Here is a 16114-nt window from a genome sequence, read left to right as displayed (position 1 = left end):
ATATGAGGAGATCATCTTTAAGCCTTAATATAATAATCACGGCGCTGATTACCCTGATCATTATGGTGGTTGTAGGTGTAGTTGGAGATTATTATTTTGACTTAAATGATGATGTTCTCATGAAGGATATTCTCTCAGGCTCCTATACAGGTGTGCCCGCAGGGCATAATATACAGATGCTATATCCGATAAGCGCGCTTATCTCTGTGTTTTACAGAGTATTTAGAACGCCTGACTGGTATGGCATTTTTTTGTGCTTTCTACAGTTTTTATGCGTGTTTGCAGTGGCATATCATGTGATAGCTGACGTATCTGAGAAAGCCAATAAGATAGTATGGTCTGTTATGGTGCTCCTTCTTTTCCTTGGAACCATGGCATCTCATTTCCTTTTCGTTCAGTATACATTCACATGCGGAATGCTCTCAGCTACAGCTACATTTCTCATAATGACTCACAAGGAAAAGGATAAGAATCTTTTATTTGCTGTGATATTGGTATTTGTGGCGTACCTGTTAAGGTCAGAGATGCTTCTTTTGACACTTCCAATGTTATGTGTCGGAATCCTTATCAGATGGGCTCTTACAGGAAAAGAGTTTAAGAATTACCTCAAAGCATTCATTCTAATAATCTGTGCATTGATCCTAGGACAGGTGGCAAATAAGATCGGATATTCCTCACCTGAGTGGAAGGAGTTCTACAGGTTATTTGATGCAAGAACCGAGCTCTATGATTTTCAGTACATTCCTGAATATGCTGATAACAAAGATTTTTACGACAGCATAGGCCTTTCTGAAAGCGAGCAGGAGCTTTTAGTTAATTACAACTTTGGTATCGATGAAGAAATAAATGCAGATACATTAAATGCAGTTGCACAGTATGCTGCCAAGCTTAGAACTGATGAAGCTCCTATGACCAAGCAGCTTTTGAATGCAATTTCACCATATCTATACCGCATGAGGTTCATATCTGGTCAAAAGAGCTATGAATACCCAATGACAGATTTTCCATGGAATATGATCGTACTTCTTTTATACCTGGGTGCAATATTAACAGCTCTTTTCCCAGTGGCAGAAAGGAATAAGAAAAACATATTACTTACATTTGGGCTCCTTGCACTTTTGTTTGCATGTCGCAGTAGCCTGTGGCTCTACATAATAGTCAGAGGACGAGATCCAATAAGGATAACCCATCCCTTGTACCTCATGGAGATCGTGATACTTCTGGCAATCATCCATATGAAGGACAGAAATGGTAAAAGAGTTGTGTTTGTGCCGATTGTAGCAGTTTCACTTATAAGCTTGTTATCAATTCCAAACCAGTTTGATATCATTAAAACTGAAATGGCTTCAAGAGATAGCATGAGACAGCACTACGATGCACTTTATGACTATTTTGATGCAAACAAAGATAATTTCTACTTCATAGATGTTTATACCAGTGTTTCCTGCGGCGAGAATAAGGCTGACGGAGAGGCTACTTTCTCTGAAAAGATGTTTGAAAGAGTAGATAATAGCTACGCTAACCATGATATTATGGGTGGTTGGGCTTCAAAAAGCCCTCTTTTTGAAGAGAAGATGCAGAAGTTTGGCCTTACAAATATGCAGGATTCACTTCTTTTGGATAACGTCTATATGGTTCAGAATCTTTCAGAGGATGTGACCTGGATAGCTGATTATTACAGGGAAAAAGGCATAGATGTCACAGTAAAAGAAGTAGATAAGGTGGCTGACGTTTTTGGCATCTACTCAATTTCAGTAAGATAAGCAGGTAAAGAAATGTATATTATTGGAGATAAAGTAAACATCAGGCTCATGACAAGTGATGACACTGATCTAATCGTGAAGTGGCGCAATAACGAAAGAGTGCGTGGGAACTTCGTATATAGAGAAGTGTTCACAAGACAGACTCATGAGAACTGGATAGAGACAAAAGTAAAAACAGGCGAAGTTGTTCAGTTCATAATCTGTGAGAAGAATAATGACAACAGACCTGTAGGAAGCGTGTATTTTAGAGATATAGATAAAGATGCCAAAACTGCTGAGTACGGAATCTTTATAGGCGAGGACGATGCTATAGGTAAAGGCTATGGCAATGAAGCCGCTATTCTTGCAACTGATTATGCAAGGGACAAAATGGGGCTTAAAAAGCTTATCTTAAGAGTATTTACCACTAATGAAGCTGCTATTAAGAGCTACAAACATGCAGGATTTAGTGAAACAGAGATCGTACCACTTGTAGAGTGCAGTGATGGACAAAAAAGTGATATGATACTTATGGAAAAAATGTTATAAGCGGAAGGTATTGTTATGAAAAAGAAACTTGTCAGTTTTGTTATTCCCTGCTACAGATCAGAGAAAACATTAGAAGCTGTTATAAATGAAATAGAAGAGACCATGAACGGCAGTAATGATTACGACTATGAGATCCTTTTGGTCAATGACGGATCACCTGATAATACATGGGATGTCATCAGAAAAATTGCTGCTGAAAGAGACAAAGACAAGGTTATCGGGATCAACTTTGCCAAGAACTTCGGACAGCACGCAGCTCTTATGGCAGGCCTTGGAAAATCAAAGGGAGACTATGTCGTTTGTCTTGATGATGATGGACAGACACCTGCAAATGAAGTATTTAAGCTGCTCGATGCACTTAATGATGGTTCAGACGCAGTATATGCCAGATATGGTCACAAGCAGCACAGCCTCTTTAGAAACTTTGGAACAGCCATGAATGAATGGATGGCCAGCGTGATGCTCGGTAAACCAAAGGAGCTTTTTGTATCAAGCTATTTTGCTGTTAGAAGATTTGTAGTCGACGAGATGATCAAATACGAAAGCTCTTATCCATACGTAATTGGCCTTGTCCTTAGAACTACCAAGAGGATCGTCAACGTAGATGTTAATCATAGAAAAAGAGAAGTTGGAGCCAGTGGATATACATTCTCAAAGCTTATGGCTTTGTGGATAAACGGCTTCACTGCATTCAGTATCAAGCCACTTAGAATAGCAACCCTGTCAGGTACAATATTTGCATTCCTTGGATTCTTGTATGGAATCTTCACAGTTATCAAGAAGTTTGTTAATCCTAATGTACCGGTAGGTTTTTCTGCTCTTATGAGTGCAATGATCTTTATTGGCGGAATGCTGATGCTCATGATGGGTATGGTTGGGGAATATTTAGGAAGAGTGTATATTTCACAGAATAGAAACCCTCAATACGTTATCAGGGAGACTACTCTAGATGAAGAGTGAAATGGGGAAAAGAAAAAAGAATAATTCAGATCAAATCTTAGCCTGGCTTATGTCAGGCTTATTTGGCGTTTTATCGGGATTTTTTTTGGTGATAGGTTATCAGCTTGAAAAGATCGACCGGATAGACCTTACTGACAAAAATGCAATGATGGTAATGGTGGCTATCATGGCGGTTTTGACTGTAGATACAATGCATGTCTGGAAGAACTATAACCAGTCCTTTGAGGGGAAAAAACTCTTTGGGCTTATGAAACTTAATAAAGCTGATTATCAAAGTGCCACTGATGAAAAGATCTTTGGAACAAAAGAGTTTCTGACCACATGGGGAATTCTTGTTCTTCTAAATTTGCCGGTTCTTCTTGCAGTGTTTCCGGGCTTTTTCGTGTATGATGCCCAGGATGAATTAAATGAAGTTCTGACCAGGTCTTTCACAACACATCATCCACTTTTACACGTGCTTTTGCTTGGGGGTATGATTGCTCTTATTCACAAGGTTACAGGCTCATGGAATGCTGGAATCTTTTCATACATCTTTTTGCAGATGCTGGCCATAACTGCAGTATTTGCCTATGTTCTTGTATATATGTCAAAAAGAGGCATTGGAAAAAGATCACGCATCCTCTGGACTTTGTACTATGGACTATTCCCAACTATCGTGATGTACACGCTGTGTTCCAGTAAAGATGGCTTATTCACAGCATTTTTACTGCTTTTGATAGTTCTTTTAACACAGCTTGTAAATGACAAAGAAGGCTTTCTAAAAAGTAAGGGAAAGTGCGCTGCTTTTGTGATCGCAGCTATTTTGATGCCCTGCTTTAGACATAATGGCTTTTATGCGTATCTTGTATTTTTGCCCTTTGCGCTTATCTATTTCAGAAAAGAGCTTAAGAAAAAGCTTGTATTTCTTCTGGTGATACCAGTTATTGCTTACCTTGTTATCTCCAAAGTGCTGGCGCTTTCAATGGGAGCCCAGGGCAAAGATAATCAGGAAATGTTGACAGTACCTATAATGCAGCTATCCAGGGTGTATACCTATGATAGGGAAGATCTATCTGCAGAAGATATCAAGATCCTAACAACTTACCTGCCAGAAGACAATCTTAAGATGTACACTCCAAGGGTGTCAGACCTTGTAAAGGTTGGATTTAACAATGAATATTATGAGAAGGATAAAGGCGGTTTTTGGAAGCTTTGGGCAAAAGAGCTAGCTAGACATCCTATGACCTATGTAAATGCCTGGTTTCTAACTTCTTACGGGTATTGGTATCCACCAGCTCTGATAAATGTTTATAAAGGAACTACGGTCTTTACCTTTACTTATGATGAAAGCTCTTATTTTGGCTATGAAGTAGAAAGCCCTGGTACTAGAACAAGCTTTATTCCAGTAATAGATAAGCTTTACAGATTTTTGTCAATCGGTTCATTCCACAAAGATGCTCCGGTGCTTGCACTTTTGTTTTCACCAGGAATGCTATTTTTGATATATCTTTTTGTGATCCTTTACAGATTGTCGAGAAAAGATTTCAAGGGAATAATACCCTTTATGCCACTGGTTTTAGTGTGGCTTACAGTGCTTCTTGGACCAACATATCTTGTAAGGTACGTGGTGATACTGTGGACAGCCTTTCCAGTCCTCATGAATACTGGAAGAACAGGCAATTTTGGACCTGTTTGATTAAGCAGTTTCAGTATGTTAATATTTAATGATGGCTTTTTGTGCCAAAATGCAAAAACAAAGGAAATGACCTTTAGATAGATGAGAAAAGTTATAGATAAAAAAACAGCGTGCATGGCAGTAGTCATGCTGATTGCGCTTATATGTATCCTTAGCATCTGGCCTATCAGAATGTGGACATCTGTCCTTGAGACATCTCCAGGAGGAGATATTCTTTCCGAGAGAGAAGAAATTAACTTTGAAAGTACTTTGATGCAACAGTTTGTATCACAGTATGACAGACTTAATTCCATCGACGTATATATAGATGAGGTAGAAAAAGGCAGATACGTTAGTGCCACTATCACGGATGAATTTTATTCCAACCTCGTGAAGGTCTACGTAGATACGGAAGGACTTGAGCTTCCAGGGTATGTGAATATCCCATTTGAGTACAACATGGAAGTTGGCAAGAACTATTACCTTAAGCTTGAGGGCTGCAGATCCAAGTATTATCCATCTCTTGAATCAGTTCCTGATGGATCTGGCTATGTGGGTTCTGTATATGTAAATGGTCAGGAGAGACCAGGCAGGCATCTGGCAGCAAGATATAACTACAGGCTTCCAATATCCAAGCTGGCATCAGTTAAGCTGATGGCTATGATCATCATGATCACGGCATTGTTAGAGGCACTTATATACCTGTATTTTAGATTAAGACCAGGTAGAAACAACTTGGTTACAGTCAAGCAGGCAATTAAGACGATCGTAAATCCTTTGATCATATTGGTGTTTGGCGTTTTGATGATCATGGTATTCCCGCTCAAGATCTTTGATCTTAGAGTGGCAGATATCATCTTTTACGAGATAGGTCTTATCATTACAGCTGGAATGGCCCTTTATGCAGTTAATCACAAAGTAATAAAGCATGAAGAAGGCGTGTCATTCTGGGAAAATATCAGTAGGAACAATAAGCTTGTTTATATTCCGATGATGTTTTCTATGGCTATGGCAATCTGGTATGCCTGCACCTATATGAATGACCTGTATGATATCTATCACACAATGTCAGAGCGCAGAATGGTCATATGGCTCCTTATTATGATCATACTTACATTTAGCTATAAAGAGGTTGTGAATCTGTACAACTTAGTATGGGCTATTGGTTCAACTATTTTTGGAATTCACTATTATTACAGCCACCTCTTACCTGATACAGAAAAAGAATATGATCTCCACAATGCAATCCTTAAGTATGGAATCATGATCGTGATCCTTGGTGGTGTGATCGTATTAAATCTCATAAGACTTGTTGTTAACGCAGTAAAGGCAAAGAGATATAATGAGCACAGTAGCTCTGATAAAAGACTCAGACTTTCTCCCTATGGTTTTGTAGTAATAGTCTTTCTTGCGGCTATTGTCATTATGAGAAACACAAGATGGTGGGGCGTTGCTCTTGCTGTCATATTTACAGTTTTATACATCAGACTTTTTGTATGGAAAAATAGAGCAGACTGGATCAAGATAGTATCCGGCGGACTCATGACTAATTTTGCAATATCACTCATATTTAGCCTTCTTCACAGATACTTTACAGGTTACGTGAGCGGTAGATTTGGATTCTTGTTCCATACAGTGACAGTAACTGCTGAATACTTTACATTTATGGGAGCTGTGGCAGCAGTTCTTTTAACAGCCAAGATAGTAGCCCTCCCTAATGGGATAGGTGTGAAAAAAGTCTTCTTCTCAGCCTGGAAGGAGATAATACTATTTGGATGGATATCTGCCTACGCGATATTTACAGTATCCAGAACAGCGATACTTGCACTTGGTGTATGTACATTGGCAGTGCTTATAGTTACAAGTGTTTACCACAAGAAGCAGTTCATCCGTATGGTGGCTGTTATGGTGGCGGCATTTTTGATCTGCTTCCCGGCAGCATTTACACTTCAGAGAATCGTGCCAGCTATGACGGCTGATCCTGTATTTTACGTTATCGATGATGCAGATGAGTTCGTAAGAGGTGGTGCATCCTGGGGCAATTCAAACTTCATGTGCATAGAGAGATTTGTAAATCTCTTTAGTGACAAGATATTGGGAATGGACGTAAGTGATTACGACTATCCAAATGATTATTACAACTACGATATGAATGGAAATGGTGATCCTTATCTTGATTACTATGGAAATCCATATGAGGGTAGTGACGAGCAACAGCAAAAATATGGCTACAACATTATTGAGTCAGATGACAACATGCTTGCAAGCACGCACCTTACAGGGGCAGAACTTGCAGTACTGGCTCTTACAGAACAGCCAAATGAATATGTAGATTCATCCAACATAATAGATGTGCTTTCAAACGGACGAATCACTATTTTCAGGTCTTATGTACAAGAACTCAATATGACAGGACACGACCAGATGGGAGCTCCGCTTCCTAACGGTGAGATCGCAGTACATGCGCATAACACCTATATTCAGGTGGCTTACGATCATGGAATCATTGTAGGGATCCTGTTTGTGATATTTATTGTGTTCGGAATGATCTGGGGAGTTCATTACTACAGAACTGACCATGCAAAAGAGCCATTGGCACTCCTTCCATTTGCTGTTATAGTTGGCTTTGCCTTTGCAGGCATCAGTGAATGGGTATTTATGTTTAGTAATCCAATGACGCAGGCACTTATGTTGTCAATTGCGCCACTTATGTTCAGATCTTTACAGAAAAAATAACGATGGAATCGAGCTATGAACAAGAAGAGTAAGGAACCATTTAATTTTCAAAAATTATATAGAAGAACAGGACTTATCATCTATGATGTGCTCAGCATAATCATGTCTAGTTATGTTGCAATCCTCATAAGATATGAGTTCAAGATCGGAAGTATTCCAGATCACTTCCTTGATCCTGTTACTACATTTTTGCTTATAAATATTGCGATCACTCTTTTGATCTTTTATCTGTTTAAGCTTTATGACAGCTTGTGGGCATACGCCGGCGAAAGAGAGATGCAGAACCTGGTAATGGCCTGTGTTCTTTCAGGAATTGTTAATGCCATCGGTCTTCAGTTCTTTAAATCTGCAGATCAGCCAGTTCCACAGAGCTACTACTTCCTGTATACATTCCTTCTGATAACATTTATCTTTATCAGCAGATTCTCATACAGGTTCCTTAGAAGCCACAAAAATAGAGCTGAGAACAAGAATAACAGCAAAGCTGTTATGATCATTGGTGCTGGTGAGGCTGCCAATATCATCATCAAGGATATCAATACAAGTAACTATTCAACAATGTCCATCAAATGTATCATCGATGACGATACCAACAAATGGGGCAAGTACATCCAGGGTATCAGAGTAGTTGGTGGTAGAGACAGGATCGTTGAATGTGCTGATCTTTATGATATTGATGAGATCATTGTTGCTATTCCTTCTGTTTCAAGACAGGAACTTAAAAAGATCCTTGAAATCTGTAAGAACACAGATTGCAAGCTTCGTTCCCTTCCAGGAATGTACCAGCTTGTAAACGGCGAAGTTAATGTATCAAGACTTCGTGATGTAGAAGTAGAAGACCTTTTAGGCAGAGATCCTATCGCTGTAGACCTTGATTCTATCGCTGGTTATGTTAGCGGCAAGACAGTAATGGTAACTGGTGGCGGCGGATCCATCGGATCAGAGCTTTGCAGACAGATTGCTGGTCACAAGCCAAAGAGACTTATCATTGTTGATATCTATGAGAACAATGCCTATGACATCCAGCAGGAGCTTAAGAGCAAATATCCGGAGCTTGATCTTGTGGTCCTCATTGCTTCTGTTAGAAATACACTTAGAGTAAATACAATATTTGAACAGTACAAGCCTGAGATCGTATATCATGCAGCTGCTCACAAGCATGTACCTCTCATGGAAGACAGCCCAGGAGAGGCTATCAAGAATAACGTATTCGGAACTTGGAAGACAGCAATGGCAGCAGCCATGAATGGAACCAAGAAATTTGTACTCATCTCAACAGATAAGGCTGTTAATCCTACAAACGTAATGGGCGCCAGCAAGCGTATCTGTGAGATGATCGTTCAAACCTTTAATAAGCACTACGACACAGAGTTCGTAGCAGTTAGATTTGGTAACGTACTTGGATCTAATGGTTCAGTTATCCCTCTTTTCAAAAAGCAGATCGCTGCAGGAGGACCTGTAACTGTTACAGACCCTAACATTATCAGATACTTCATGACTATTACTGAGGCTGTATCACTTGTGCTTCAGGCAGGAGCGTTTGCAAAGGGCGGCGAGATATTCGTCCTTGATATGGGAGAACCAGTAAGGATCCTTGATCTTGCTGAGAACCTTATTAAGCTCTCTGGTTACAAGGTTGGCGAAGATATCAAGATCGAATTTACAGGACTTAGACCTGGTGAGAAGCTCTACGAAGAGATGCTCATGGATGAAGAAGGCCTTCAGGATACAGCCAACAAGATGATCCACATCGGCAAGCCTATTGAACTTGATGAGATGAAGTTCTTTACAGGACTTGAAAGACTTCATAAGGCTGCAAGGGCTGAATCACCAGAGATAAAGAGCCTTGTGCAGGAGATAGTTACAACATATCATCCTACAGATAACGAAGAAGATAAAACTCAGGAACATATGGAAGCTCTCAAAAAAGCTGCTGAAAAGATAAACGAGGAGTAATTATGGAAATCAAGCCATTTGAAAAGAAAGTATATCTTTCATCACCTACAATGCATGGCGATGAGCTTAAATTTATGCAGGAGGCCTATGAGACAAACTGGATGTCTACTGTAGGTGCCAATATAAATGAATCTGAGAAAATGATCGCAGAAAAGATCGGATGTAAGGATGCAGTAGCTCTTTCATCAGGTACTGCTGCTCTTCATCTTGCTATCAAGCTTGCGGGAGAAAGACTCTATGGTCAGCCAAGGACTGGACATGGCGTCTTAGAAGGAAAGAAGGTCTTCTGTTCAGATATGACCTTTGATGCCACAGTTAATCCTGTTGCTTACGAAGGCGGTGAAGCTGTTTATATTGATACAGAGGCAGATACCTGGAATATGTGTCCTAAGGCTTTAGAGAAGGCTTTTGAGATATATCCTGATGTTAAGCTCGTAGTGATTGCTCATCTTTACGGAACTCCAGGTAAGGTTGATGAGATCAGAAAGATTTGTGATCAGCACGGAGCTCTTATCGTTGAAGATGCTGCTGAGTCTCTTGGAGCAACATATAAGGGCAAGCAGACTGGTATTTTTGGTGATTATGGAATCATCTCTTTTAACGGAAACAAGATCATCACTGGTTCAGCAGGAGGAATGTTCCTTACAAACAATATTGAAGATGCGCACAAAGTACGTAAGTGGTCAACTCAGGCCAGAGAAGATGCACCTTGGTATCAGCATGAAGAAATTGGTTACAATTACCGCATGAGTAATGTTATTGCCGGCGTAGTAAGAGGCCAGATTCCTCATCTTGAGGAGCATATTGCTCAGAAAAAGGCAATCTATAATAGATACAAAGAAGGCCTTAAGGATCTTCCTGTCAAGATGAATCCTTTTGATGAAGCAAACAGTGAGCCAAACTTCTGGCTTTCATGTCTCATCATTGATAAAGAGGCTATGTGCAAGCAGGTTAGAGGCGAGAAGGATGTACTCTATGTTTCAGAGCCTGGTAAGAGCTGCCCAACACAGATCCTTGAAGCAATTGCAGCCATCAACGCAGAAGGCAGACCAATCTGGAAGCCAATGCACATGCAGCCTATTTATAGAATGAATGCTTTTATTACAGTATCAGGAAATGGAAGAGCCAGAAGTAACGCATACATCAAGGAGACAGGCTTTACAGATGTTGGAGCAGATATCTTTGAAAGAGGTCTTTGCCTTCCAAGTGATAACAAGATGACACCACAGCAGCAGGATGTGATCATCGAAGTAATAAAGAAGTGCTTTGAATAAAGCTATTGCATAGAAGAGAAAACACATGAAAAATACCATATATTCAAAGTATGTAAAAAGAATAATAGACATTTTGCTGTCACTTGTGGTGATAGTATTGTTTTTCTGGCTTTATTTTATTGTGGCTGTTCTTGTAAGAGTCAAGCTTGGAAGCCCGGTTATCTTCAGACAACCAAGACCTGGTAAGGATGAGAAGGTATTTAACCTTTACAAGTTCAGGACCATGACAGATGCAAGAGACAAAGATGGTAATCTCCTTCCAGATGAAGACAGACTTCCGGAATTTGGCAAAAAGCTACGAGCAACAAGCCTTGATGAACTTCCAGAGTTCTTCAATATCCTTAAAGGTGACATGAGCTTTGTTGGTCCAAGGCCACTTCTTGTTAAGTACCTTCCTCTTTACAATGAGGAACAAAGGCACAGGCATGATGTGAGACCAGGCCTTACAGGATGGGCTCAGGTCAATGGAAGAAATCTTCTTAACTGGGAAGACAGATTTGAAAAAGATGTATTTTATGTAAATCACATTTCTTTTTTGATGGATCTTAAGATCGTATTCATGACTGTTGCAGTCGTGTTTAGACATAATGATATAAATAGTGCGACGGATGCCACAATGGAGGCATTTACCGGCACTAAACCAAAGGAGTAAAGTAATGAACATTCTTTTTTGTAGCGTAGGAAGACGCTGCGAGCTTTTAAAAGACTTTAGAAAAACACTTGGAGACAAGGTTCGTATAGTTGTTACAGATAACAGCCCTTATGCACCAGCTCTTGCTTTTTCAGATGTGAGCTACAAGGTGCCTCTTATTACAGATGAGAACTATATTCCTATGATCCTTGATATCTGTAAAAAAGAGAAGATCAATGCGATCACAACACTTATCGATCCTGAGATCTCTATTCTTGCAGATCACAGAGCAGAGTTCGAGGCGCTTGGAGTTGAAGTTCTTGCTCCTTACAAGGAGACTGCAGACCTTTGCTTTGATAAGTATGAGATGTTCAAGTATCTCAGTGAGAAAGGTGTCAGAACAGTCAAGACTTATGGCACTTTTGAAGATTTTGATAAGGATTACAAAGAAGGAAAGATCAGTCTTCCAGTATTTGTTAAGCCTAGAACAGGTAGCGGAAGCGTAGGAGCCAGAAGGGTTGAGTCCTATGAACTGTTAAAAGAAGTTATGGAGAGAAGCCCAGAGCTTATCATCCAGGAGCTTATGACAGGTAAAGATATGGATGCAGACCTTTACGTTGATACTGTAAGCGGCGAAGTCATTGCAATCTTTTCTAAGAAAAAGATCTCAACAACTATCGGCGGAGCCAACAAGACTATTTCCTTCAAGGATGAGAAGCTTTTTGAATTTGTAAAAGACGCTATGAAGGTCTTTAAGTTTAACGGACCTCTTGATATGGATCTCTTTTTCCAGAATGGAGAGTACTATCTCTCTGAGATCAATCCTAGATTTGGCGGAGCTTATCTCCACGCATATGGCGCAGGTGTAGACTTCCCTTCATTTATCTACAGGAATGTCATGGAAAAAGAAGCCAACAAGCAGCAGATAGGCCAGTACGACGAAAATGTTGTAATGATGATGTATGACAGCGTAGTTATCGATACTCTTGATAATCTCCAGGAGAGAATGAAAGAAGTTTGATCATGAAAATATTGATCCTGACCAATTATGCTAATGGACTATACCTGTTCAGAAAAGAGCTGGTGGAGTCCTTTATAAAAGAGGGCCATCATGTTGTTGTGTCGGTCCCATTTGATGAAAATTGCAAAAAACTTGAGGGACTGGGCGTAGAGATCATAGAAACAGCGCTTGATAGACATGGTATGAATCCTGCAAAGGATATAAAGCTTTTTAACACATATCTTTCTATGATCAGAAAAGAAAAGCCACAGGTTGTTCTTACATATACCATAAAGCCTAATATATATGGAGCTATGGCTGCTAAGATCCTCAAGGTTCCTTATATCAGTAATATAACAGGCCTTGGAACTGCCATAGAAAATGGTGGAATGCTCAGTAAGATACTGATCAGGATGTACCAGGCTTCACTTAGAAGAGCACAAAAGGTCTTTTTCCAAAATGAAAAGAACATGGATTTCATGCAAAAGCATGGAATTGCAAAGGATAACGCAGGTCTCCTTCCAGGTTCTGGAGTAAATCTGACTGAACATCCATTCAGAGATTACCCTTCTGAAGAGAATGGAATCAGACTCCTTGCTGTAGTAAGAGTTATGAGAGATAAGGGCATTGAGGAATATCTTAATGCTGCCAAGGTCGTCGGTGGTTCTAACTCTAATGTTCACTTTGAACTTGTTGGAGAGTTTGAAGAGGATGAGAGAGACAAGTACGAGAAACAGATAAAAGATCTTGAGAAGCAGGGACTTTTAAAGTATTACGGACATTTGGACACTGTTGAACCTGTTATGGCAAAGAGTCATGTAATAGTTCATCCATCCTATCATGAAGGACTTTCAAATGTTCTTTTGGAGGCAGCGGCTTGCGGAAGACCGGTTCTTGCAAGTAATGTTCACGGATGTATTGAGACATTTGAAGATGGCGTATCTGGAATGGTGTTCAAGTCGCAGGACAAGGAAGCTCTCGTAGATGCCATTAAAAAGATGCTTGCTCTTACCATGGAACAGAGAAGTGAAATGGGTAAAAAGGGCAGGAAGTATATAGAAGATCATTTTGATCGAAATATAGTTATAAATGCTTACAAAGAAGAACTAGGGCGACTTTAAGTCTATATAGTATATTGGTTTGACACGCGTAGTATAATATTGACGTATGTGAAAGAAAAAGTTTTTTGAATGAATTTTTAGTGTGGAGGAAACACCATGAGTTTATATGAAAAGCTTCTCTCAGGAGAAGAGAAATTATCACTTGTAGGACTTGGCTACGTAGGAATGCCTATCGCAGTTGCTTATGCCAAGAAGATCAAGGTAGTAGGTTATGATTTCAATGCTGCCAAGGTTGATCTTTACAAGAGAGGAATCGATCCTACAAGAGAAGTTGGTGATGAGGCTATAAAGGAGACATCAGTAGAGTTCACAGCAGATCCAGAAAAGCTTCGTGAATGTAAGTTCCACGTAGTTGCTGTACCTACACCAGTTAACGATGATCATACACCAGATCTTTCACCTGTAGAGGGTGCCAGCCATACACTTGGTAAGTACCTTACAAAGGGAAGCATCGTAGTTTACGAGTCAACAGTATATCCAGGAGTAACAGAAGACATCTGCGTACCTATTCTTGAACAGGAGTCAGGCCTTAAGTGTGGCGTAGACTTCAAGGTTGGTTATTCACCAGAGCGTATCAACCCAGGTGACAAGGTACACAGACTTGATACTATCACCAAGATCGTTTCAGGTATGGATGAAGAGACTCTTGAAGAGATTGCAAACGTATATAGCCTCGTTGCACTTGCAGGTGTTTACAAAGCTCAGTCAATCAAGGTTGCTGAGGCTGCAAAGGTTATCGAGAATTCACAGCGTGATATCAATATCGCTTTCATGAACGAGCTTTCAATGATCTTCCACAAGATGGATATCGATACAAAGAGCGTTCTTGAGGCAGCAGGCACAAAGTGGAACTTCCTTCCATTCCGTCCAGGTCTTGTAGGAGGACACTGCATCGGTGTAGATCCATATTACCTTACATACAAGGCTGAGGAGCTTGGATACCACTCACAGATCATTCTTTCAGGCAGACGTATCAATGATGATATGGGTAAATATATCGCAGAGTCATGCGTAAAGAACCTTATCGCAAATGACATTGCAGTTAAGAATGCAAAGGTAGCTATCCTCGGATTCACATTCAAGGAGAACTGCCCAGATACACGTAATACTAAGGTTATCGATATTTACAACGAGCTTGGCGAGTATGGAATCACTCCAGTAGTTGTAGATCCAGAAGCTGATTCAGATGAAGCAAAGAGACTTTACGGCATCGAGTTCGAGACTATGGACGCAGTAAAGGATATGGATGCAGTTATCGTAGCTGTAGCACACAAGGAATTTGAGAACTACAAGCCAGCAGATATCGCTAAGTTCTTCAATCCTGCACACAAAACAAAAGTATTCATGGACCTTAAGGGCATCTATAACATAGATGACTATAAGACATCAGAATTTAATTATTGGAGACTGTAAAAAATGAGTTTTAGAGAGTTAAAGTTTGATCCAGATAGTGTATTTCTTGTAACAGGTGGAGCTGGCTTTATTGGATCAAATATTTGTGAAGCATTACTTGAGATGGGTTATACAGTTAGATGTATGGATAACCTCTCTACAGGACATATTGAAAATATACAGCCATTTATGGATAATCCAAAATTCACTTTTATTCAGGAAGATATAAGAGATTTGGATGCTTGCATGAAGGCGACTGAAGGCGTTACATATGTACTTAATGAGGCTGCATGGGGAAGTGTTCCAAGAAGTATTGAGATGCCTCTTCTCTATGAGGAGATCAACATCAGAGGAACTCTTAACATGATGGAAGCTTCTAGACAGAACGGTGTTAAGAAGTTTGTATATGCTTCAAGTTCTTCAGTTTATGGTGATTCAACTACTCTTCCAAAACAGGAAGGTCATGAAGGAAATGTTTTATCTCCTTATGCACTTACCAAGAAGACTGACGAAGAGTATGGTAAGCTTTACAAGAAGCTTTATAACTTAGATACTTACGGACTTCGTTATTTCAACGTATTTGGTAGAAGACAGGATCCTAATGGCGCATATGCAGCTGTTATCCCTAAGTTCTTAAAGCAGCTCATGAACGGTGAGACACCTACGATCAATGGTGACGGTAAGCAGTCAAGAGACTTTACATATGTTGATAACGTAATCGAGGGTAACCTTAGAGCTTGCCTTGCTCCTTCAGAAGCAGCCGGTGAAGCTTACAATATCGGAGCAGGCGGAAGAGAGTATCTCATCGATGTATATCATCATCTTACAGATGCACTTGGACTTGACGTAGAACCAATCTACGGACCACCAAGAGCAGGAGATATAAGAGACTCTAACGCAGATATTTCAAAAGCACGCAAGAACCTTGGCTATGATCCATCATTCGACTTCAAGGCCGGAATCAAGCTCGCAATTGACTGGTACAAAGAGAATTTGTGATACCGAAAGATTATGACTAATAGGTGGGGATGTGAATGTGTATATATCCACATTGGGGACGCTTTCGCTCTGTAAAAAACGTAGCAGTACATAGACGTTA

General features: G+C 40.0%; 12 protein-coding genes. All 12 read left to right on the top strand.

The window, feature by feature from the left end; all coding sequences use genetic code 11:
* Positions 1-2: 2 nt before the first annotated feature.
* The 12 genes from BUA02_RS03900 to BUA02_RS03845 all read left to right on the top strand — a co-directional run bounded on the left by BUA02_RS03900 (position 3) and on the right by BUA02_RS03845 (position 16014).
* Complete coding sequence (locus tag BUA02_RS03900; protein ID WP_072701110.1) at positions 3-1763, top strand: hypothetical protein; 1761 nt, start codon at positions 3-5, stop codon at positions 1761-1763.
* A gap of 12 nt (positions 1764-1775) precedes the next feature.
* Complete coding sequence (locus tag BUA02_RS03895; protein ID WP_072701109.1) at positions 1776-2291, top strand: GNAT family N-acetyltransferase; 516 nt, start codon at positions 1776-1778, stop codon at positions 2289-2291.
* Positions 2292-2306: 15 nt separating this feature from the next.
* Entirely contained in the window at positions 2307-3251 is a 945-nt protein-coding gene (locus BUA02_RS03890; protein WP_071177047.1) for a glycosyltransferase family 2 protein, read from the top strand.
* Positions 3241-4926, top strand: coding sequence for a DUF6020 family protein (locus tag BUA02_RS03885; protein ID WP_072701107.1), 1686 nt, complete (start codon positions 3241-3243; stop codon positions 4924-4926). The genes BUA02_RS03890 and BUA02_RS03885 overlap by 11 nt, the downstream gene beginning before the upstream one ends.
* 81 nt (positions 4927-5007) lie before the next feature.
* Positions 5008-7641, top strand: coding sequence for an O-antigen ligase family protein (locus BUA02_RS03880; RefSeq protein ID WP_072701105.1), 2634 nt, complete (start codon positions 5008-5010; stop codon positions 7639-7641).
* A gap of 15 nt (positions 7642-7656) precedes the next feature.
* Complete coding sequence (locus BUA02_RS03875) at positions 7657-9597, top strand: polysaccharide biosynthesis protein (protein WP_072701103.1); 1941 nt, start codon at positions 7657-7659, stop codon at positions 9595-9597.
* 2 nt (positions 9598-9599) lie between these two features.
* The gene (locus BUA02_RS03870; RefSeq protein WP_071177043.1) at positions 9600-10871 is read left to right on the top strand and encodes a DegT/DnrJ/EryC1/StrS family aminotransferase; all 1272 of its coding nucleotides are present in this window, start codon (positions 9600-9602) and stop codon (positions 10869-10871) included.
* A 25-nt stretch (positions 10872-10896) separates the two neighbouring features.
* Positions 10897-11523 carry a sugar transferase gene (locus tag BUA02_RS03865; RefSeq protein WP_178297599.1) on the top strand — a complete coding sequence of 209 codons (627 nt, stop codon included), beginning with the start codon at positions 10897-10899 and terminating at the stop codon, positions 11521-11523.
* A gap of 4 nt (positions 11524-11527) precedes the next feature.
* Positions 11528-12523, top strand: coding sequence for an ATP-grasp domain-containing protein (locus BUA02_RS03860; RefSeq protein ID WP_072701101.1), 996 nt, complete (start codon positions 11528-11530; stop codon positions 12521-12523).
* 2 nt (positions 12524-12525) lie between these two features.
* Complete coding sequence (locus BUA02_RS03855; RefSeq protein ID WP_083572629.1) at positions 12526-13623, top strand: glycosyltransferase family 4 protein; 1098 nt, start codon at positions 12526-12528, stop codon at positions 13621-13623.
* 96 nt (positions 13624-13719) lie between these two features.
* Complete coding sequence (locus BUA02_RS03850) at positions 13720-15036, top strand: nucleotide sugar dehydrogenase (RefSeq protein WP_072701098.1); 1317 nt, start codon at positions 13720-13722, stop codon at positions 15034-15036.
* Between the two features lie 3 nt (positions 15037-15039).
* The gene (locus BUA02_RS03845; protein WP_072701096.1) at positions 15040-16014 is read left to right on the top strand and encodes an SDR family oxidoreductase; all 975 of its coding nucleotides are present in this window, start codon (positions 15040-15042) and stop codon (positions 16012-16014) included.
* Positions 16015-16114 lie beyond the last annotated feature (100 nt).

This window comes from Butyrivibrio hungatei DSM 14810 (assembly GCF_900143205.1).
In the GTDB taxonomy this organism is placed as follows: domain Bacteria; phylum Bacillota; class Clostridia; order Lachnospirales; family Lachnospiraceae; genus Butyrivibrio; species Butyrivibrio hungatei.
Note: the sequence above shows the minus strand (reverse complement) of the source record. Positions and strands in the feature narration are given on the sequence as shown.

Excerpts from the sequence above, each read along its gene's own strand:
- BUA02_RS03855 (WP_083572629.1), top strand. The coding sequence starts at position 12,526 with ATGAAAATATTGATCCTGACCAATTATGCTAATGGACTATACCTGTTC.
- BUA02_RS03880 (WP_072701105.1), top strand. The coding sequence starts at position 5,008 with ATGAGAAAAGTTATAGATAAAAAAACAGCGTGCATGGCAGTAGTCATG.
- BUA02_RS03870 (WP_071177043.1), top strand. The coding sequence starts at position 9,600 with ATGGAAATCAAGCCATTTGAAAAGAAAGTATATCTTTCATCACCTACA.
- BUA02_RS03860 (WP_072701101.1), top strand. The coding sequence starts at position 11,528 with ATGAACATTCTTTTTTGTAGCGTAGGAAGACGCTGCGAGCTTTTAAAA.
- BUA02_RS03850 (WP_072701098.1), top strand. The coding sequence starts at position 13,720 with ATGAGTTTATATGAAAAGCTTCTCTCAGGAGAAGAGAAATTATCACTT.
- BUA02_RS03885 (WP_072701107.1), top strand. The coding sequence starts at position 3,241 with ATGAAGAGTGAAATGGGGAAAAGAAAAAAGAATAATTCAGATCAAATC.
- BUA02_RS03845 (WP_072701096.1), top strand. The coding sequence starts at position 15,040 with ATGAGTTTTAGAGAGTTAAAGTTTGATCCAGATAGTGTATTTCTTGTA.
- BUA02_RS03900 (WP_072701110.1), top strand. The coding sequence starts at position 3 with ATGAGGAGATCATCTTTAAGCCTTAATATAATAATCACGGCGCTGATT.
- BUA02_RS03895 (WP_072701109.1), top strand. The coding sequence starts at position 1,776 with ATGTATATTATTGGAGATAAAGTAAACATCAGGCTCATGACAAGTGAT.
- BUA02_RS03875 (WP_072701103.1), top strand. The coding sequence starts at position 7,657 with ATGAACAAGAAGAGTAAGGAACCATTTAATTTTCAAAAATTATATAGA.
- BUA02_RS03865 (WP_178297599.1), top strand. The coding sequence starts at position 10,897 with ATGAAAAATACCATATATTCAAAGTATGTAAAAAGAATAATAGACATT.
- BUA02_RS03890 (WP_071177047.1), top strand. The coding sequence starts at position 2,307 with ATGAAAAAGAAACTTGTCAGTTTTGTTATTCCCTGCTACAGATCAGAG.